The sequence below is a fragment of the Streptomyces sp. NPDC048623 genome, from assembly GCF_040650755.1.
GTDB lineage: Bacteria > Actinomycetota > Actinomycetes > Streptomycetales > Streptomycetaceae > Streptomyces.
In genome coordinates this window covers 1-18,946 of sequence record NZ_JBEZHV010000029.1, presented here as the reverse complement: position 1 = coordinate 18,946, position 18,946 = coordinate 1, and the positions used below count along the sequence as shown (strand labels likewise).

14 protein-coding genes are annotated in these 18,946 nt (G+C 71.9%); 7 read left to right on the top strand and 7 right to left on the bottom strand.

Annotated elements, in window-relative coordinates:
* Nucleotides 1–122 precede the first annotated feature (122 nt).
* Entirely contained in the window at nucleotides 123–758 is a 636-nt protein-coding gene (locus AB0C73_RS31170; RefSeq protein ID WP_362536696.1) for a DsbA family protein, read from the bottom strand.
* 167 nt (nucleotides 759–925) lie between these two features.
* Between AB0C73_RS31170 and pepN (AB0C73_RS31165) the strand changes: the two genes are divergently transcribed.
* A complete protein-coding gene (gene pepN / locus AB0C73_RS31165) occupies nucleotides 926–3,487 on the top strand; it encodes an aminopeptidase N (RefSeq protein WP_362536695.1) in 2,562 nt (853 codons plus the stop codon).
* Between the two features lie 150 nt (nucleotides 3,488–3,637).
* Nucleotides 3,638–4,468 (top strand): hypothetical protein, encoded by an 831-nt coding sequence (locus tag AB0C73_RS31160; protein ID WP_362536693.1) that lies wholly within the window; start codon nucleotides 3,638–3,640, stop codon nucleotides 4,466–4,468.
* 3 nt (nucleotides 4,469–4,471) lie between these two features.
* Here AB0C73_RS31160 and AB0C73_RS31155 read toward each other — a convergent pair whose 3' ends face one another.
* The 3 genes from AB0C73_RS31155 to AB0C73_RS31145 all read right to left on the bottom strand — a co-directional run bounded on the left by AB0C73_RS31155 (nucleotide 4,472) and on the right by AB0C73_RS31145 (nucleotide 6,790).
* Nucleotides 4,472–5,686, bottom strand: a complete 1,215-nt coding sequence (locus tag AB0C73_RS31155; protein ID WP_362536691.1) for a serine hydrolase domain-containing protein — start codon at nucleotides 5,684–5,686, stop codon at nucleotides 4,472–4,474.
* A 101-nt stretch (nucleotides 5,687–5,787) separates the two neighbouring features.
* Nucleotides 5,788–6,255: an NUDIX domain-containing protein gene (locus AB0C73_RS31150; RefSeq protein WP_362536689.1), complete on the bottom strand. Its 468-nt coding sequence runs from the start codon at nucleotides 6,253–6,255 to the stop codon at nucleotides 5,788–5,790.
* Between the two features lie 22 nt (nucleotides 6,256–6,277).
* Nucleotides 6,278–6,790, bottom strand: coding sequence for an HPP family protein (locus tag AB0C73_RS31145; protein ID WP_362536688.1), 513 nt, complete (start codon nucleotides 6,788–6,790; stop codon nucleotides 6,278–6,280).
* A gap of 153 nt (nucleotides 6,791–6,943) precedes the next feature.
* Between AB0C73_RS31145 and AB0C73_RS31140 the strand changes: the two genes are divergently transcribed.
* From AB0C73_RS31140 to pepN (AB0C73_RS31125), 4 genes are all read left to right on the top strand, one after another.
* Entirely contained in the window at nucleotides 6,944–7,501 is a 558-nt protein-coding gene (locus AB0C73_RS31140) for a CGNR zinc finger domain-containing protein (RefSeq protein WP_362536686.1), read from the top strand.
* Between the two features lie 301 nt (nucleotides 7,502–7,802).
* Nucleotides 7,803–11,132 carry a S8 family serine peptidase gene (locus AB0C73_RS31135; protein WP_362536684.1) on the top strand — a complete coding sequence of 1,110 codons (3,330 nt, stop codon included), beginning with the start codon at nucleotides 7,803–7,805 and terminating at the stop codon, nucleotides 11,130–11,132.
* A gap of 170 nt (nucleotides 11,133–11,302) precedes the next feature.
* Nucleotides 11,303–12,319: an aspartate-semialdehyde dehydrogenase gene (locus AB0C73_RS31130; RefSeq protein ID WP_362536682.1), complete on the top strand. Its 1,017-nt coding sequence runs from the start codon at nucleotides 11,303–11,305 to the stop codon at nucleotides 12,317–12,319.
* A gap of 141 nt (nucleotides 12,320–12,460) precedes the next feature.
* Nucleotides 12,461–15,031 (top strand): aminopeptidase N, encoded by a 2,571-nt coding sequence (gene pepN, locus AB0C73_RS31125; protein WP_362536680.1) that lies wholly within the window; start codon nucleotides 12,461–12,463, stop codon nucleotides 15,029–15,031.
* A gap of 113 nt (nucleotides 15,032–15,144) precedes the next feature.
* Here pepN (AB0C73_RS31125) and alc read toward each other — a convergent pair whose 3' ends face one another.
* From alc to AB0C73_RS31110, 3 genes are read right to left on the bottom strand one after another with little or no spacing between them, the layout of a single operon-like run.
* A complete protein-coding gene (gene alc, locus AB0C73_RS31120; RefSeq protein WP_362536678.1) occupies nucleotides 15,145–16,281 on the bottom strand; it encodes an allantoicase in 1,137 nt (378 codons plus the stop codon).
* 59 nt (nucleotides 16,282–16,340) lie between these two features.
* On the bottom strand, nucleotides 16,341–17,267 hold the full coding sequence (locus AB0C73_RS31115) for a LysR family transcriptional regulator (RefSeq protein ID WP_362536676.1): 927 nt from the start codon (nucleotides 17,265–17,267) through the stop codon (nucleotides 16,341–16,343).
* Between the two features lie 10 nt (nucleotides 17,268–17,277).
* Entirely contained in the window at nucleotides 17,278–18,222 is a 945-nt protein-coding gene (locus AB0C73_RS31110) for an EamA family transporter (protein ID WP_362536674.1), read from the bottom strand.
* Nucleotides 18,223–18,332: 110 nt separating this feature from the next.
* Here AB0C73_RS31110 and AB0C73_RS31105 point away from each other — a divergent pair, with 110 nt between their 5' ends.
* Nucleotides 18,333–18,830: a MarR family transcriptional regulator gene (locus AB0C73_RS31105; RefSeq protein WP_362536672.1), complete on the top strand. Its 498-nt coding sequence runs from the start codon at nucleotides 18,333–18,335 to the stop codon at nucleotides 18,828–18,830.
* The last annotated feature ends 116 nt before the right edge of the window (nucleotides 18,831–18,946 follow it).

Genomic DNA, 18,946 nt, shown 5'->3' with positions numbered 1-18,946 from the left:
GTGTGACTCCAACGGCGGGGCGCGCGGAAGCAGACCTGGATCTCACCGGGCAGGCGGGGAAAGAGGACGGCCCCCGCGGTGACGTGAACCGCGGGGGCCGTCCGCGAGCGCGGGCGCGGGGGCTACTCGAAGCTCGGTGCCGCCGTCCGGGTGCGCTTGATCTCGAAGAAGCCCGGCGTCGAGGCGACGAGCAGCGTGCCGTCCCACAGCCGGGCCGCGGCCTCGCCGCGCGGGATCGGGGTGACGACCGGGCCGAAGAAGGAGACCTCGTCGCCGTCCGGGCCAGGCACGGAGATCACCGGGGTGCCGACGTCCTGGCCGACCTTGTCGATGCCCTCCTTGTGGGAGGCGCGCAGCTCGGTGTCGTAGGTGTCCTTGTCCATGTAGTCCGCGAGCTCGGCCGGCAGGCCCACGTCGGTGAGCGCGCCGACGACCGCCTCGCGCGTCGGGCCCTCGCCGTTGTTGTGGAAGCGGGTGCCGAGCGCGGTGTAGAGCTTGCCGACGACCTCGTCGCCGTGCAGCTGCTGGGCGGCGATCACCACGCGGACCGGGCCCCAGGCCTGGGTCTCCAGCATCTCCCGGTACTGCTCGGGCAGCTCGTCCAGCTTGTTCTCGTTGAGCACGGCCAGGCTCATGACCTTCCAGCGCACGTCGACCGGGCGCACCTTCTCCACCTCCAGCATCCAGCGGGAGGTCATCCAGGCCCACGGGCACAGCGGGTCGAAGAAGAACTCGGCGGTGGTCCTGCTCTCGGACATGTGACTCCTCGGAAACGACCTGGGGAACAGCCTCGGAAAACGGCCTCGGTAGGCGTTGCGCCGTAGGACGCAACGCCGAGGGCACCCGACGGCATTCCCCCGTGCCGGGTGACAGCGGCACATGGCAGGATCGGTCCTGTTTCGATGGCGTCACGAAGGAGTGCACCGTGCCCGGTGAGAATCTGTCCCGCGACGAGGCCCGCGAGCGGGCCGAGCTGCTGAGCGTCGACGGGTACGAGGTACACCTCGACCTGCGGTCGGCGGTCGGCGAGTCCGGGGATGGTGTGCGCACCTTCCGCTCGGTGACCACGATCCGCTTCCGCCGTACGGGCGCCGGCGACGCCACCTTCGTGGACCTGATCGCCCCGTCGGTGAACGCGGTCACCCTCAACGGCCGCGCGCTCGACCCGGCGGCCGTCTTCGACGGCTCGCGGATCGCGGTCGACGGCCTCGCCGACGAGAACGTCCTCGTCGTCGACGCCCAGTGCGCCTACAGCCGCACGGGCGAGGGCATGCACCGCTTCGTCGACCCGGAGGACGGCGAGGTCTACCTCTACACGCAGTACGAGCCGGCCGACGCCCGCCGCGTCTTCGCCAACTTCGAGCAGCCCGACCTCAAGGCGCCGTACCGCTTCGAGGTGGACGCGCCCGAGGGCTGGACGGTCTGGTCGAACGGCGTGGGCGAGCAGGACGCCGAGGGGCGGTGGCGGTTCGCCGAGACGGCGCCCATCTCCACGTACATCACCTGCGTGGTGGCCGGCCCGTACCACTACGTCACGGACACCTACAAGCGCACCTTCGCCGACGGCTCCGAGCTGGAGATCCCGCTGGGCGCCATGTGCCGCAAGGGGCTCGCCAAGCACTTCGACGCGGACGACGTCTTCCTGATCACCAAGCAGGGCTTCGACTTCTTCCACGACAACTTCGACTACCCGTACCCCTTCGGGAAGTACGACCAGGCCTTCGTCCCCGAGTACAACCTCGGCGCGATGGAGAACCCGGGCATGGTCACCTTCCGCGAGGAGTACATCTACCGCGGCAAGGTCACGCAGGCGGCGTACGAGCGCCGGGCGAACGTGATCCTGCACGAGATGGCCCACATGTGGTTCGGCGACCTGGTCACCATGGTGTGGTGGGACGACCTGTGGCTGAAGGAGTCCTTCGCCGACTTCATGGGCTCCTTCTCGCTCGCCGAGGCGACCCGCTTCACCAACAGCTGGGTGACCTTCGCCAACAACCGCAAGGCCTGGGCGTACCGCGCCGACCAGCTGCCGTCCACCCACCCGGTCACGGCCGACATCCGTGACCTGGAGGACGCCAAGCTCAACTTCGACGGCATCACCTACGCCAAGGGCGCCTCGGTCCTGAAGCAGCTGGTGGCGTACGCGGGCCGGGACGCGTTCCTGGAAGGCGCGCGCCGCTACTTCAAGCGCAACGCCTACGGCAACACGCGTCTGGGCGACCTCCTGTCGGTCCTGGAGGAGACCTCCGGCCGCGACATGAAGGCCTGGGCGAAGTCCTGGCTGCAGACCTCCGGTGTCAACACCCTCACCCCGGACGTCACCTACGGCGCCGACGGCCGGATCACCGAGCTCGCCGTCGCCCAGGAGGGCGAAGAGCTGCGCCCCCACCGCGCCGCCGTCGGCCTGTACCGCCTCTCCGGCGGGGACCTCGTGCGCTACGCGCGCGTGGAGGCCGACATCACCGGCGCCCGCACGGTGGTGGCCGAGCTCGCCGGGCAGGAGAAGCCCGACCTGGTCCTCGTCAACGACGACGACCTGACCTACTGCAAGGTCCGCTTCGACGAGGGCTCGCTGGCCACCCTGCGCGCCCACCTCGGCGACATCACCGACCCCCTGGCCCGCGCGCTGTGCTGGTCGGCGCTGTGGAACCTGACCCGTGACGGCCTCATGCCGGCCCGGGACTTCCTGGCGATCGTGCTCGCCTTCGCGGGCCGCGAGACCGACATCGGCGTGCTCCAGATGGTGCACGCCTGGGCGCAGTCGGCGGTCACCCACTACGCGGCGCCGGAGTGGCGGCCGGAGGGCGGGCGGCTGCTCGCCGAGGGCGGGCTGCGCGAGCTGCGGCTCGCCGAGCCGGGCAGCGAGCACCAGCTGACCTGGGCGCGCTTCTTCGCCGCCGTGGCCTCCTCGGACGCCGACCTCCAGCTCCTGGAGGGCCTCCTCGACGGCTCGGCCGCCGTCGACGGCCTGGTCGTCGACCAGGAGCTGCGCTGGGCGTTCCTCCAGCCGCTGGCCACCCACGGGCGCGCCGACGAGACGCGGATCGGCGCCGAGCTCGCCCAGGACGACACCGCGACCGGCAAGCGCCACCAGGTGCGCTGTCTGGCCGCCCGCCCGTCGGCGGCGGTCAAGGCACAGGCCTGGGCGCAGGTCGTCGAGTCGGACGCGCTGTCCAACGCCCTGGTGGAGGCGACGATCGCGGGCTTCGTGCAGCCCTCGCAGCGCGAGCTGATCGCGCCGTACGCGGAGAAGTACTTCGCGGTGATCGAGCGGATCTGGGCCGAGCGGTCCATCCAGATCGGCATGGACGTGGTCCGCGGGCTGTTCCCGGGGCTCCAGGACCGTGCCGAGACCCTCGCCGCGACCGACGCGTGGCTCGCGGACCACGCCGACGCCGCCCCGGCGCTGCGCCGTCTCGTCCTGGAGGCGCGGGACGACCTGGCGCGGGCGCTGCGGGCGCAGGAGTGCGACGGCCGCGCCGCGTAGTCCCGTGGGCGAGCAGGGCCCCCTGTCGGCGCATGCCAGGGGGCCCTACTCGGCAGTCGAACGTGCGTACTTTAGCCCCGCCTTGTCCGTATTGGGCAACGCGCTTGTAACAGCGGTTAGGTGAGGCTCTGTCGACGGAAGACCGTCGACATGAACCACAACACCCCCGACGCCCCCCTCTCCCCCCTCCCCCACACCGGCGTGGACCGGTTCCGTGAGGCCATCCGGCACGCCCGCGCCGAGGCGATGCTCACCGGCCTCGCCGCGCTCTCCCTGCACCGCTTCGCCGCCGCTCCCTCGCCGGGCATGATCGACCGGGTCGACGTGCTCGTGCCGCGCACCCGCCGGCTGCGTTCCACCGGGCACGTGCGGGTGGTGCGCACCGCCGAGCCGCCGCAGCCGCTGGAGATCGACGGGCTGCCGGTCGCCCCGGTGCCCCGGGCGCTCGCCGACGCGGTCTCGGCACTGACCGACGCGGGCGTGGTACGCCGGCTGCTCACCGAGGCGGTCAGTGGCGGGCACTGCGAACCGGGCGCGGTGGTACGGGAGTTGAACCGGGCCCGGCTGCTCACCCGCCCGCATGTGGTGGACGCGGTGGACTCGCTGCTCGCCGAGGGCCGATCGATCGCGGAGGACCGGCTGTACGCGATGGTGCGGGAGTTCGCGCTGCCGGACCCGTTGTGGAACGTGGACCTGCGGCTGCCGGGCGGCCCGCACCTGGGCGGCGTGGACGCCTACTGGCCCGACCAGGCGGTCGCCGTCGAGCTGGACACCCGGGCGCCGCGGCAGGACGACGACGCGCTGTGGTCGGAGTACACGCGCAAGCGCGAGCACCTGGAGCGGCTCGGGATCACCGTCGTGCATCTCACCCCGCGCAAGCTGCGCGAGGCGATGGACCAGCAGGCGACCGTGGTCCGTACGGCCCTGATGGCCGCGGCGGACCGGCAGCCGCCCGCGTATGTCGTCGTCCTGCCCCGCTGAGGCCTACTTCTCGGGGGATGCGCTCGGGGACGCGCTCGGGACTGTGCCGCAGAACTCCGCCTCCAGGAGGGCCTGTGTGTCGCCCGTCCAGTCGGCGTTGAAGTTCGCGGCGAGCGAGTGCTCACCGTCCCGGGTGGCCACCGCCTGGGAGCTGGAGCCGTGGATGCCGCCGCTGTGGCCCCAGATCTCCTTGCCGCAGCTCAGCCCGATCTCCATCAGACCGAGCCCGTACCGCGGCGCCCCTGCCTCGGGGGACATGGCGACCGTGTCGGTCATCTCCTTCATCTCGGCCTTCGGCAGCAGCCGGCCCTTGAGCAGGGCACGGTAGAAGGTCTGCAGGTCGTTCGCGTCGGAGATCATCTCGCCCGCCGCGCTCGCGATGCTCGGGTTGAGTTCGGTGACGTCGTAGGTCGGTCCGGTGGTGGCGTCCAGGGACAGCTTCGAGTACGCGGGGGAATGCGGCCGCGGCATACGGGACTTGGTCCCGGGGACGCTGGTGGCGCGCAGCTTGAGCGGCTTGATGATCCGGTGCTCGACGGCCTGGCCGTACGGGCGTCCGGTGACCTTCTCGATGACCATGCCGGCGAGCACGAAGTTGGTGTTGGAGTAGTTCCAGGAGGTGCCGGGCGCGAAGTCCGGCTCGTGGTTCATCGCGACGGCGACGAGCTGCCGCGGGGTCCAGGTGTCGTAGCGGTGCTGGAGGAAGTCCGGGCCGAAGACCTTCGCCTGGAAGCCCGGGTCCTCGGTGTAGCCGTAGATCCCGCTGGTGTGGTTGAGGAGCTGGCGGACGGTGATCGCGCGCCCGTCGTGGCCGTGGCCGCGGACGACGCCGGGCAGCCACTTCTCGACCTTGTCGTCGAGGTCGATCCGGCCCTCGGCCTGGAGCTGGAGCAGGACGGTGGCGGTGAAGGTCTTGGTGATGGAGCCGACCCGGAAGCGGTCGTCGCCGCCGCGCTCGCCTGCGGTGCCGGTCCATCGGTCCCTGCCGTCGCGGGCCTGGGCGACCGCGCCGGGCACGCCCTGCGCCACGGCCGCGTCGAGGGCCTGCTGGGTGGCGGCGTGGGAGGTGCGGGCCGGCTCGGGCGGGGCGGCGGCGACGGCGGGTGCGGCAAGCGCGGTGGCGGTGATCCCGGCGACGAGTCCGGCGGCGAGGAGGGTACGGACGGTGCGTGCGGTGCGGAGGGTGCGGACGGTGCGTGCGGTGCGTGCGGCTGACATGCGGACTCCCGTGTTCCCGTGATCATGCGTGCTGTGGTCACGGGAGGGGACCACCCGGGGTGCGGGGCGGGTTGAGCCGCCCCGCACGGGTTGAGCCGTTTTCAGCCGTTCGCCGGACCGGTGAGCGGCGAACGGCCCAACGGGGGCCGGTCACGCCAGAGTTGGAGGCCGATGTCGACGAGATCGACCCGGTCGAGACCGGGCACGGCGTCGAGCGGATGCCAGGCGGCGAGATCGGTGGACCCGTTGATCTCGTGCCGCAGTTCGCCGCCGGTGATCCGGGCCTCGTAGAGGATCCGCAGCCCCTGCCAGTCGCCGGGCCGGCCGAGCCGGAACATGAAGTCGCGGCGGATGGAGTCGATGCCGAGCAGCACGGTGGGCTCGGCCACGTACCCGGTCTCCTCCTCGACCTCCCGCACGACGGTCTCGACCGGCTCCTCGCCGTGGTCCATCCCGCCGCCGGGCAGCGTCCACCGCTTGCGCCCGTCCTTGGCCACCCAGCGGGCGAGCAGTATCTCGTCGTCCCGCACACACACGGCGTAGGCCGCCACCCGCAACTCCTGCTTCATACAGCGAGGTTAGAGCGAGTCCTCAGAACCAGTAGGCCGGATACCGCCGCCCCGTCAGGCGCGCGCCCGCCAGGCCGGCGCCCACAAGGAGCACGGTCGCGAGGGCGAGGAGCGCCAGGAAGGGCCAGAACGGAGGGTGCTGGAGGGTGACGATGACCGCCGTGGCGGCGGCCGGGGAGTGCGGGGTGCGGGCGGCGGCCATCACGCCGAGGGCGAGGCCGCCGGCCAGGGCGGCAGCCCAGAGGCCGGGGCCGGTGACGGCGAGGACGGCGAACCCGGTGAGGGCGGAGAGGAGCTGGCCGCCGACGACCGAGCGGGGCTGGGCGAGCGGCAGGTCGGGGGCGCCCGCGACGAGCGCCATGCTGGCGGCGAGCGGCGGGATGAGCAGCGGCTGGCGGAGCGCCGTCCCGACGGCGACGAGCAGCAGCAGGGCGCTGACGCTGACGGCGGTGGAGGCGAGCAGCACACGCGGCCGGGGCCGGGCGGGGGCGCCTGAGGTCCGGGCGGGGGCGGCGAGGGGCGGGGCGGTCGTCACAGGTGATCCTCCAGGGATGCGGGCCGGGGGCGTGTCCCACCCCTCACAGCTAACCTCTCATCGCGACTTTAGAGGTTAGTAATGGCGTCACGCAACCAGTCACGTAACCTTGAGGGGTTAGTCTGAAAACCGCCGCCGAGGAGGGCGCCCGCCATGACCGTCCCGAACGCCGCCGCCCCCGACCCCCGGCCGCTCACCGGTGAGCCCGTCTCCCTCGACCTGCTCAACACCCGCTGGATGGCGGACGGCGTACGGCAGGACCTGCTGACCGGCACCGACGGCCTGGCGATCTGGCTGGCCGCCAACGGGCTCGACGGGCGGTTCGCCGCCGACCCGGCCACCCTGCGGCACACCCTCACCGCCCGCGACGCGCTCGGCGCCCTGGTCGACCGGCCCGGCGACCCCGCGGCCACCGCCCGGGTGGACGCGGTCCTCGGCCACGGGCGCATCCGGGCCACCCTCACCGCGGAAGGCCCCGGCGAGCAGCCGGAGTTCGCCGATCCGGCCTGGGGCCCCGGCTGGACCGCCGCCCGCGACTACCTCGACCTGCTGCGCACCCAGCCGGACCGCATCCGCAAGTGCGCCCACGAGGCGTGCATCCTGCACTTCTTCGACACCTCGCGGAACGGCACCCGCCGCTGGTGCTCGATGGCCCTGTGCGGCAACCGGGCCAAGGCCTCGCGGCACTACGCCCGCACGAAGGACCAGTAGTCCCGAGGAACCGGTAGCCCCGAGAGACCGGCGACCCCGAGGCGGCCTCCCGCCCCCGGGGTCACCTCGGGACGGTCCGGGCGATCCCGGGAAATCGCCGGTAACCCTCCCGCAACCCCCTGCCGATACATCCCTGTTGGGGAGATTTACGCCCTGTGGCGCATGAACCGCGGTGGCGGATTTCCGCCATGCGCGCATTCCGTCGCCCGGTAACTCTCCCCAAAACCCTGTGACTTACGAAAGGCTGAGCGGTCATCCGGTACCGAAATCCGGACCCTCTTCTTTCACTTCAGGGATGTAAATGACCACCCCCGAATCGCAGAGCTCCATACCCGGGCGCTCGACCCCCGGGACCAGACGCGCGGCCCGTATCGCCGCCGCCGCCGGACTCGTGACCGCGCTGATCGCGAGCGGCGCCGCCCCCGTCCTGGCCGTCGACGCCCCGGCCGCCGGCACCCCGGCCACCTCCCCGGCGAAGACCGCCGACCCGGCCGACAAGCTCGGCGTCACCGACGCCCAGCGGCTCGACGAGGCCGAGGCCGCGCACAAGCCGAACGTCACGGTGCTCGTCGCCACCGCCCCCGGCGCCACCGAGCAGGTCGCGGGCCAGCTGGACGCCGTCCCCGGCGCCTCCGTCGGCCGCCAGGACGACAAGCTCGGCTACGTCCGCGCCACCCTGCCGACCGCGAAGGCCGACGCGGCCATCAAGGCCGCGACCAGGCTCTCCTCGGTCCAGTCGATCGACCTCCAGGCGGAGATCGAGCTCGACGACCCGAAGCCCGACGCCGGCACCACCGGCGCCGTCGAGGGCACCACGGTCACGCAGACCTACCCGGCGCCCGGCAAGTACACGCCGGCGAAGAACCCGTACAACCCGTCCTTCGAGACCGGTGCGGTCGACTTCGTCCAGGACCACCCCAAGGCCGACGGCCGCGGCGTGACCATCGGCATCCTCGACTCCGGTGTCGACCTCGGCCACCCGGCCCTGCAGAAGACCACCACCGGCGAGCGCAAGATCGTCGACTGGGTCACCGCCACCGACCCGCTGACCGAGGGCGACGCCACCTGGCGCGCCCAGATCACCCCGGTCGCCGGCCCCGTCTTCAGCGCGAGCGGCCGGAGCTGGAACGCCCCCGAGGGCGCCTTCAGCTTCAGCGTGTTCCGCGAGTCGGCCACCGCGGGCGGCGACCCGAAGGGCGACATCAACCGCGACGGCGACACCACCGACGTCTTCGGTCTGCTCTACGACGCCGCCGCCGGCACCGTCCGGGTCGACAACGACCAGAACGGCGACTTCACGGACAACGAGCCGATGAAGCCGTACAAGGACGGCAACCAGGTCGGCTACTTCGGCACCGACAACCCGGCCACCGAGGTCGTCGAGAAGGTCCCGTTCGTCGTGCAGATCCGCAAGGACGTGCCGATGGACCCGGCCGGCGGCACCTGGGTCGGCAAGAAGGCCGACTTCGTCAACATCGGTCTCGTCGAGTCCGCGCACGGCACCCACGTCGCCGGCATCACCGCCGCCAACGGCCTGTTCGGCGGAAAGATGAAGGGCGCAGCGCCCGGCGCGAAGCTCGTCTCCATGCGCGCCTGCACCTGGACCGGCGGCTGCACCAACACCGCGCTCACCGAGGGCATGATGGACCTCGTCGCCAACCGCGGCATCGACATCGTCAACATGTCCATCGGCGGTCTGCCGCTGCAGAACGACGGCGACAACGTGCGCGCCCGCCTCTACACCCGTCTCATCGACGAGTACGGCGTGCAGCTGGTCATCTCGGCCGGCAACGAGGGCCCGGGCATCAACACGATCGGCGACCCCGGCCTGGCCGACAAGGTCCTCTCGGTCGGCGCGGCCGTCTCCAAGGAGACCTGGGCCGCCAACTACGGCTCGGCCGTCGAGAAGAAGTACGCGATGTTCCCGTTCTCCTCGCGCGGCCCGCGCGAGGACGGCGGCTTCACGCCGACCATCACCGCCCCCGGCTCGGCCGTGAACTCCATCCCGACCTGGCTGGCCGGCCAGGGCGTCGCCGAGGCCGGCTACACCCTGCCCGCCGGTTACGGCATGCTCAACGGCACCTCGATGTCCTCGCCGCAGGCGGCGGGCGCGAGCGCGCTGCTGATCTCGGCCGCCAAGCAGAAGCGCATCGCGCTCTCCCCGAACACCCTGCGCACCGCGCTCACCTCGACCGCGAAGCGCATCCCGGGCACCGCGGCCCACGAGCAGGGCGCCGGCCTCATCGACATCGAGGAGGCCTGGGACTCGATCCTGTTCGGTGCCACCGCCCACGACTACAAGGTCGAGGCCCCGGTCGACACCGCGATCTTCCCGGCCCCGCACACCGGCACCGGCGTGTACGACCGCGAGGGCGGCCTCAAGGTCGGCCAGAAGAAGGTCTACGACGTCACCGTCACCCGTACCAGCGGCCCGGACCGGAACGTCTGGCACGAGCTGAGCCTGAAGTACAACGACGGGACCTTCCGCATCCTCGGCGAGGACTTCGTCGCGCTGCCGCTGAACAAGCCGGTCACCGTCCGGCTTGAGGCCCGCCCGCGGACCGCCGGCGTGCACAGCGTCATCCTGGAGGCCGACGACCTGTTCACCGAGGGCGTCGACAAGCAGATCCTCGCCACCTCGGTCGTCTCGAACGACCTGGTCGCGCCGGGCTACGGCTACTCCGCCACCGGCTCCGTGCAGCGGAACAGCCACAAGTCCTACTTCGTGACCGTGCCGAAGGGCGCCAAGACCCTCGAGGTCGCGATCGGCGGGCTGAAGGAGAAGAGCCAGACCCGGTTCATCACCCAGCACCCGTACGGCGTGGCCCTGGAGGACAACGCGACCAACCAGTGCTACCCGCACTACAACCCGGCGAACACCTGCCGCCCGGACGTGCGCTCCTACGCGAACCCGATCCCGGGTGTCTGGGAGATCATCGTCGAGTCCCGCCGCACCTCGCCGGACCTGGACAACCCGTTCACCCTGGAGGTGTCCGTCCTCGGCGCCGACTTCGACCCGGCCGTCCAGACGGTCGCCGAGGCGAAGATCGGCACCCCGGCCGCCGTGCAGTGGAAGGTGAGCAACGGCTTCGCCGCGCTCGACGGGCGCCTCAAGGGCGGCTCGCTCGGCTCGCAGAAGTCCGAGCGCCCGACCATCCAGCACCACGAGCAGCAGACCCGCACCGTCACCGTCGGTGAGGGCGTGGAGCGCCTCGACATCGCCATCGGCAACACCTCCGACCTGGCCGCCGACCTCGACCTCACGGTCCTGCTCGACGGCAAGCAGGTCGGCCAGTCCGCCGACGGCGACTCCGAGGAGGCCGTGAGCCTGCTCAACCCCGCCCCCGGCACGTACACCGTCGTCATCGACGGCTACTCCGTGCAGGCGGCCGGCGGCACCGCCTACGACTACAAGGACGTGTACTACTCGTCCGCGCTCGGCACCGTGAAGGTCGACGAGTCGAAGCCGGTCCAGCTGGCCAACGGCGGCACCGCCGAGGTCGCCGCCGAGGTCGTGGTGAACTCCGCCGCGCCCGAGGGCCGGCAGTTCTTCGGTGAGGTCCAGCTGCTGAACGCGCGCGGCACCGCCGCGGGCACCGGCAGCGTGGTGATCGAGAAGGTCACTCCGTAACGGACCCGGTATCCCTGGGGGCGGGCGCCGAGCGCCCGCCCCTTTCCGTTCTCGCGGGCTTCGCCGTCCCGTGACCTGTCCGACCCTTGGACAATGGATTGGACAAGGCGCCCGGGGACATACGCATCATGGAAGCGGCAGCCGCTGCACATACGCACAGAGGAGTCCCCGTGAAGGTCGGAATCGTCGGAGCCACCGGTCAGGTCGGCACGGTCATGCGCAGGATCCTGGCCGAGCGGAAGTTCCCGGTGGACGAGCTGCGCCTCTTCGCCTCCGCCCGCTCCGCGGGCAAGGTCGTGGACGGTGTGACCGTCGAGGACGCCGCCACCGCCGACTACACCGGCCTGGACATCGTGCTCTTCTCGGCCGGCGGCGCCACCTCCAAGGCCCTCGCCGAGAAGGTCGCCTCCCAGGGCGCCGTGGTGATCGACAACTCCTCCGCGTGGCGCCGCGACCCCGAGGTGCCCCTCGTGGTCTCCGAGGTCAACCCGCACGCGATCAAGGACCGCCCCAAGGGCATCATCGCCAACCCGAACTGCACCACCATGGCCGCCATGCCGGTGCTCAAGCCGCTCCACCAGGAGGCCGGCCTGACCGCGCTCGTCGCCACCACCTACCAGGCCGTGTCCGGCTCGGGCCTGGCCGGTGTCGCCGAGCTGGACGAGCAGGTCAAGGCCGTCGCGCCGCGCGCCGCCGAGCTGACCCACGACGGCGAGGCCGTCGCCTTCCCCGAGCCCGGCGTCTACCGCCGCTCCATCGCCTTCAACGTGCTGCCGCTGGCCGGCAGCCTGGTGGACGACGGCTCGCACGAGACCGACGAGGAGCAGAAGCTCCGCAACGAGTCCCGCAAGATCCTGGAGATCCCCGAGCTCAAGGTCTCCGGCACCTGCGTCCGCGTCCCGGTCTTCTCCGGCCACTCGCTCCAGGTCAACGCCCGTTTCGAGCGTCCGATCAGCGTCGAGCGCGCCTACGAGCTGCTCAAGGACGCCGAGGGCGTCGAGCTCTCCGAGATCCCGACCCCGCTCCAGGCGGCCGGCAAGGACGCCTCCTACGTGGGCCGCATCCGGGTCGACGAGACCGTCGAGCACGGCCTCGCGCTCTTCCTCTCCAACGACAACCTGCGCAAGGGCGCGGCGCTGAACGCCGTGCAGATCGCGGAGCTGGTCGCGAAGGAACTGCGGGGCTGATCCCCGTACGTACGGAGGAACGGCGGCCACCGGTGACGGTGGCCGCCGTTCTTCGTGTTCGCCCTGGGAAATGTGCCGTGCGTCTCCCGTACACCCCGTGGAAGGATGGCCCAAACGTCACGAAACCGAGGAGTTGACCGGGTGCCTGGTACGAACCTGACCCGTGAAGAGGCCCAGCAGCGGGCGAAGCTGCTGTCCGTGGACGCGTACGAGGTCGACCTCGACCTCACCGGTGCGCAGGAGGGCGGCACCTACCGGTCCGTCACCACCGTCCGCTTCGATTCCGCCGCCGAGAACGCCGAGACCTTCATCGATCTCGTCGCCCCCACCGTGCACGAGGTGGTGCTCAACGGGCACGCCCTCGACGCGGCCGCCGTCTTCCGGGACTCCCGGATCACGCTGGCGCAGCTCAAGCAGGGCCGCAACGAGCTGAAGGTCGTCGCGGACTGCGCGTACACCAACACGGGTGAGGGCCTGCACCGCTTCGTCGACCCGGTCGACGGGCAGGCGTACCTCTACACCCAGTTCGAGGTGCCGGACGCGCGCCGGGTCTTCGCCTCCTTCGAGCAGCCCGACCTGAAGGCCACCTTCCAGTTCACCGTGAAGGCGCCCGAGGGCTGGAGCGTGATCTCCAACTCGCCCACCCCGGAGCCGAAGGACGGGGTGTGGGAGTTCGCGCCGACGCCGCGCATCTCCTCGTACATCACGGCCCTGATCGTCGGCCCGTACCACGCGGTGCACTCGACGTACGAGGGCAAGGACGGCCAGGTCGTGCCGCTCGGCATCTACTGCCGTCCGTCGCTCGCCGAGTTCCTCGACGCCGACCACATCTTCGACGTGACCCGGCAGGGCTTCGACTGGTTCCAGGAGAAGTTCGCGTACGACTACCCGTTCGCGAAGTACGACCAGCTCTTCGTGCCGGAGTTCAACGCCGGCGCCATGGAGAACGCGGGCGCGGTCACCATCCGCGACCAGTACGTCTTCCGCTCCAAGGTGACGGACGCGGCCTACGAGCGGCGCGCCGAGACCATCCTCCACGAGCTGGCCCACATGTGGTTCGGCGACCTGGTCACCATGGAGTGGTGGAACGACCTGTGGCTGAACGAGTCGTTCGCCACCTTCACCTCGGTCGCCTGCCAGGCCTCCGTCGAGGGCACCCGCTGGCCCAACGCCTGGACCACCTTCGCCAACGCGGAGAAGACCTGGGCCTACCGCCAGGACCAGCTGCCGTCCACCCACCCGATCATGGCGGACATCAACGACCTGGAGGACGTGCTCGTCAACTTCGACGGCATCACCTACGCCAAGGGCGCCTCCGTCCTGAAGCAGCTGGTGGCGTACGTCGGCCAGGACGAGTTCTTCCAGGGCGTGCAGGCGTACTTCAAGCGCCACGCGTACGGCAACACCCGCCTGGCCGACCTGCTCGGCGCCCTGGAGGAGACCTCCGGCCGCGACCTGAAGGCCTGGTCGAAGGCGTGGCTGGAGACCGCGGGCATCAACATCCTGCGCCCCGAGATCGAGACCGACGAGAACGGCGCGATCACCTCCTTCGCCGTCCGCCAGGAGGCCCCGGCGCTGCCCGCCGGCGCCAAGGGCGAGGCCGTCCTGCGCCCGCACCGGATCGCGATCGGCCTGTACGACCTCGACGCGGCCGGCAAGCTGGTGCGCACCGAGCGCCTGGAGCTGGACATCGACGCGGCCGAGCTGACGCCGGTCCCGCAGCTCGCCGGCAAGCAGCGCCCGGCCGTCGTGCTCCTCAACGACGACGACCTGTCGTACGCCAAGGTCCGCCTCGACGAGGTGTCCCTGAAGAACGTCACCGCGCACCTCGGCGACTTCACCGAGTCGCTGCCGCGCGCGCTGTGCTGGGCCTCCGCCTGGGACATGACCCGGGACGGGGAGCTCGCCACCCGCGACTACCTGGACCTGGTGCTCTCCGGCATCACCAAGGAGACCGACATCGGCGTGGTGCAGTCGCTGCAGGGCCAGGTGAAGACGGCCCTCGACCTGTACGCGGCGCCGGAGTGGCGCGCCGAGGGCCTGGCCCGCTGGGGTACGGCCGCGCAGGAGCAGCTGCGGGCGGCGGCCCCGGGCAGCGACCACCAGCTGGCGTGGGCGCGGGCCTTCGCGGCGACCGCCCGTGAGGACGCCGAGCTCGGCCTGCTCGCGGCGCTGCTCGACGGCGGCGAGACGATCGAGGGCCTGGCGGTGGACGCCGAGCTGCGCTGGGCGTTCGTGCAGCGGCTCGCGGCGGCCGGCCGGTTCGACGAGGCCGAGATCGCGGCCGAGCTGGAGCGCGACAAGACGGCCGCGGGCGAGCGCCACGCGGCCACGGCCCGCGCGGCCCGTCCGACGGAGGCGGCGAAGGCCGAGGCGTGGGCGTCGGTCGTGGAGTCCGACACGCTGGCGAACGCCGTGCAGGAGGCCGTGATCCACGGCTTCGTGCAGGCGGACCAGCGCGAGCTGCTCGCCCCGTACACGGAGAAGTACTTCGCCTCGATCAAGCGGGTCTCCGAGACCCGCAGCCACGAGATGGTCCAGCAGATCGTGGTGGGCCTCTACCCGACGCTCCAGGTGTCGCAGGCGACCCTGGACGCCACGGACGCGTGGATCGCGGCGAACGACCCGGCCCCGGCCCTGCGCCGTCTGGTGACCGAGTGCCGCGCGGGCGTCGAGCGCGCCCTGAAGGCGCAGGCGGCGGACGCGGCCTGATCCTTCTGAGCCGGTAGGTGAGGGGCCCCGGACCGATGTCGGTCGGTCCGGGGCCCTTCGTCTTCTGCGCGTACGGGTAGGGGTACGGGCTCGGGTACGCGCTCGGCTCGGCGTCAGTCCGTCAGGCGGGCGTACCTCGCGCGCAGTTCGGCGGCACCGTCCTCGGTGAGGCTGCCGTGCAGGCGCATCCGGGCGACGCCGCCGTCCGGGAAGGCGTCCAGGCGCACATGGGTGACGACGGCACGGGCGGCGAGCGGGAAGCGGTGCAGGGTGTCGGGCTGGAGGCGGGTGCGCGGGATGATCTCGAACCACTCTCCCTTCTCGCCGTCGCGGCCCTGGAGGGAGATCCAGCCGGCCGCGTTGCCCTTGAGGTAGGCGGTGTCGATCTCGACGGCGCGGACGGCGCCCTGGGCGGCGAGCCGGAAGCGCACCCAGTCGTTGGTGCCGCGGACCCGGCGGCGGCGGTTCTCCCAGCCGTCGTCCATCTTGCGCGAGGTGCCGGGCAGGATGATCTGGGTGGGCGAGGAGTAGAACCGGTCGGAGGCGTCCTCATAGGCGCCGCCGTTGAGGACGGCGACGAGGTCGAGAGTGCCGAGGACGTCCAGCCACTCGGGGTCCGGGACGACCTCGCCGTGCACGCGGAGGCGGGCGATGCCGCCGTCCGGGTGCTGGCAGAGCCGCAGGTGGGTGTAGCGGCGCTCGGCGCTGATCTCGAAGCCGTTGGCGGCGTGGCCGCGCACGGGGGTGGGCGGCACGAGCTCCTCCCACGTGGTCTCCAGGAGCTCCTCGGGGCTAGGGCTTCCCTCGACGGCGGCGGCCTGGACGCTCACCTTCTGCGGGTAGTTGCCGCGGAAGTGGGCGGTGTCGACGACGATGCCGCGGATGACGCCGGGGGCGCCGAGGCGGACGATCGCCCAGTCGTGGTCCTCGGGCGCGGGGAACGGGTGGCCGGCGTCGGCGCCGCGGCGGCGCCGGGTCTCCCAGCCGTCCATGATCTTGCCCTTGTGGCCGAAGTGCTCGGGGTCGAACACGGCCCGCTCGCGGACGAGCAGGTTCTCCCGCTCGGCGAAGAACTCGTCGTTGGCGGCGACGACACCGGCGCCGAGGCGCCGGTCGGCGAGGTCGACGAGCTCGGTGAAGGGGAAGTCGCCGGTGCGGTAGTCGGCGTACGGGTCGCCGCCGGCGTACGGCGCGGCGTCGTTGGCGTGCGGGTCCTGGTCCTGGGTCGGGTCGTTCGCGTCGAAGCTCATGTCTCGACTGTGCCGCCGACGCACCTCGCAGGTCCATCGAATGTTTTCGACAGATTTCTTCAGCTCTGCTGAACGATCTCACCCTGCGTGGCGGCCTGGCGCAGGGCCGCCAGGACCCGGGCGACGGCCGGGCCTTCCTCCGCTCCGCGCCGTACCGCCGCGACGACATGGCGGCGGGGCTGGTCGGCGGAGAGCACCCGCATGACGACCCCGGAGCCGGTGCGGCGCTCGGCGGCGGCCATCCGGGGCACCAGGGCGACGCCCATCCCGGCCTCGACCATGGCGAGGATCGCGGTCCAGCCGGCCGCGCTGTGCGCCTGCTCGGGCACGAAGCCGGCGACCTCGCAGGCGGCGGTGGTGATCTCGGACCAGGGCCCGGAGCCGCCGAAGATCCAGGGCTCGGCGGACAGGTCGGCGAGCCGCAGCCCGGGCGCGCCGGCGAGCGGGTGCCCGGCGGGCAGGGCGACGTCGAGCGGGTCGGCGAGCAGCGGCACCCGGCTGAACCGGGGATCGCGGGCGGTGGGCGCGTGGGCGGCGAGGGAGAGGGCCAGGTCGGCCTCGCCGGCGGCGAGGAGTTCGTACGCCTCCGCCGCCTCGGCCTCGCGGACCCGGACGTCGAGCCCGGGGTGGGCGGGACGCAGCGCCTGGACGGCGGGGACGACGAGCGCGGAGACGGCGGTGGAGAAGGCGGCGACCCTGACCCGGCCGGCCTCGCCGCGCCGATGGGCGTCGAGCTCGGCCTCGGCCCGTTCCAGCTGCGCGAAGACGGCCTCGGCGTGCCGCAGCACCAGGTGGGCGGCGTCGGTGAGCCGGACCCGCCGGCCGTGGGCCTCCAGGACGGGCACCCCGAGCTGCTTGGAGAGGTTGGTGAGCTGCTGGGAGACGGCCGAGGGGGTCATGCGCAGAGCCTGCGCGGTCGCGGTGACGGTGCCGCGGTCGCGCAGGCTGCGGAGGATCTGGAGCTTCTTGATGTCCCACTCGGTCATGGGCGGCAACCTACCGGCTCACCGAAGCTTTCCGGCTGTTCTCTTCAGTGGAGCCGAACGATGCGGCGGTGGGCTCCGCTCCCCCGGGCTCCTGCTTCTTCGCGCGGGGCGCGAGCTGACCGGCCAGGGTGGCGCCGAAGGCGATGCCCATGCCGAGCAGCTGGACCGGGCCGAGGGCCTGGCCGAGGGCGGCCCAGCCGATGACGGCGGCGGTGATCGGCGAGAGCGGGCCGAGCAGGGTGACGGAGGAGGCGCTGAGCCGCTCGATGCCGCGGAACCAGAGGAAGTAGGAGATCGCGGTGTTGCCGAAGGCGAGGTAGGCGTAGCCGCCGAGGTTGGCGCCGGTGAGGGCCGGCGGGGCGCCCTCGATGGCGAAGGCCAGCGGCAGGATGATCAGGCCGCCGGCGGTGAGCTGCCAGCCGGTGAGCGCGAGGGCGCCGACGCCCTCGGGGCGGCCCCAGCGCTTGGTGAACACGGTGCCGGCGGACATCGAGAGGGCGGAGAGCAGTCCGGCGACGACGCCGACCGCGTCGAACGCCGCACCTGCCTTGAGCACCACGAGACTGACGCCGAAGGCGGCGGCGATGGCGGTGAGCAGGGCCTTCACCGTGGGCCTGTCGCCGAGCACCAGCGCGGCGAGGCCGACCACGAAGAGCGGCCCGACGGAGGCGACGACGGCGGCGACACCGCCGGGCAGCCGGTAGGCGGCGAGGAAGAGGAGCGGGAAGAAGGCGCCGATGTTGAGCGCGCCGAGGACCGCGGACTTCCACCACCAGGCGCCCCGCGGAAGCGTGCGGGTGAGGGCGAGCAGCAGCAGCCCGGCGGGCAGGGCCCGCATCAGACCGGTGAAGAGCGGCCGGTCGGGCGGCAGGAACTCCGTGGTGACGACGTAGGTCGAGCCCCAGGAGACCGGGGCGAGGGCGGTCAGGGCGACGGTGGCGGCCTTGCGGGACATGACGGTTCCCCCCTGCAATGACTGGCTTGGCAGTCATTAACTTAGCACTAAGCTACTTAGGCGCAAGCGACTTACTTGTAAGTGACTCAATAGAGAGGGAAACTGGCCGTATGGACAACCACGACGCCGTCGACGCCATCACCGACCAGTGGGCCGCCGTCCGGCCGGACCTGGACACGCTGCCGATGGCCGTCTTCGGGCGGATCTACCGCCTCTCCGCCGCCATGCACGGGAGGGTGGACAAGGCCTACAAGCCGTACGGGGGCATGGCGCTCGGCGAGTTCGACGTGCTCGCCACACTGCGCCGCTCCGGGGAGCCGTACACGCTCTCACCGCGCGAGCTGACCGCCACGCTGATGATCACGACGGGCGGGATGACCGGCCGGCTCGACAAGCTGGAGCGGGCCGGGCTGCTCACCCGCAGCCCCGACCCGAACGACCGGCGCGGGCTGCGGGTCACCCTCACCGAGGAGGGCCGGGACCTGGTCGACCAGGCCGTCGGCGCCGGACTCGCCCAGCAGCGCGCCGCGCTCGAGTCGGCGCTCACCGCCGAGGAGGCGGAGCAACTGGCCGGGCTGCTGCGCAGGCTGCTCGCGACCACGGCCTGAGCGGCCACAGCCCGACGACAGACGACACGCGAGGGCGCCGCGCGTCGTAGCCGTCGCCCTTGGGCTTGGTGAGCGCCTTGGCGGCGGTGAGCAGCTCGGAGTAGGTCTTCGGGGGC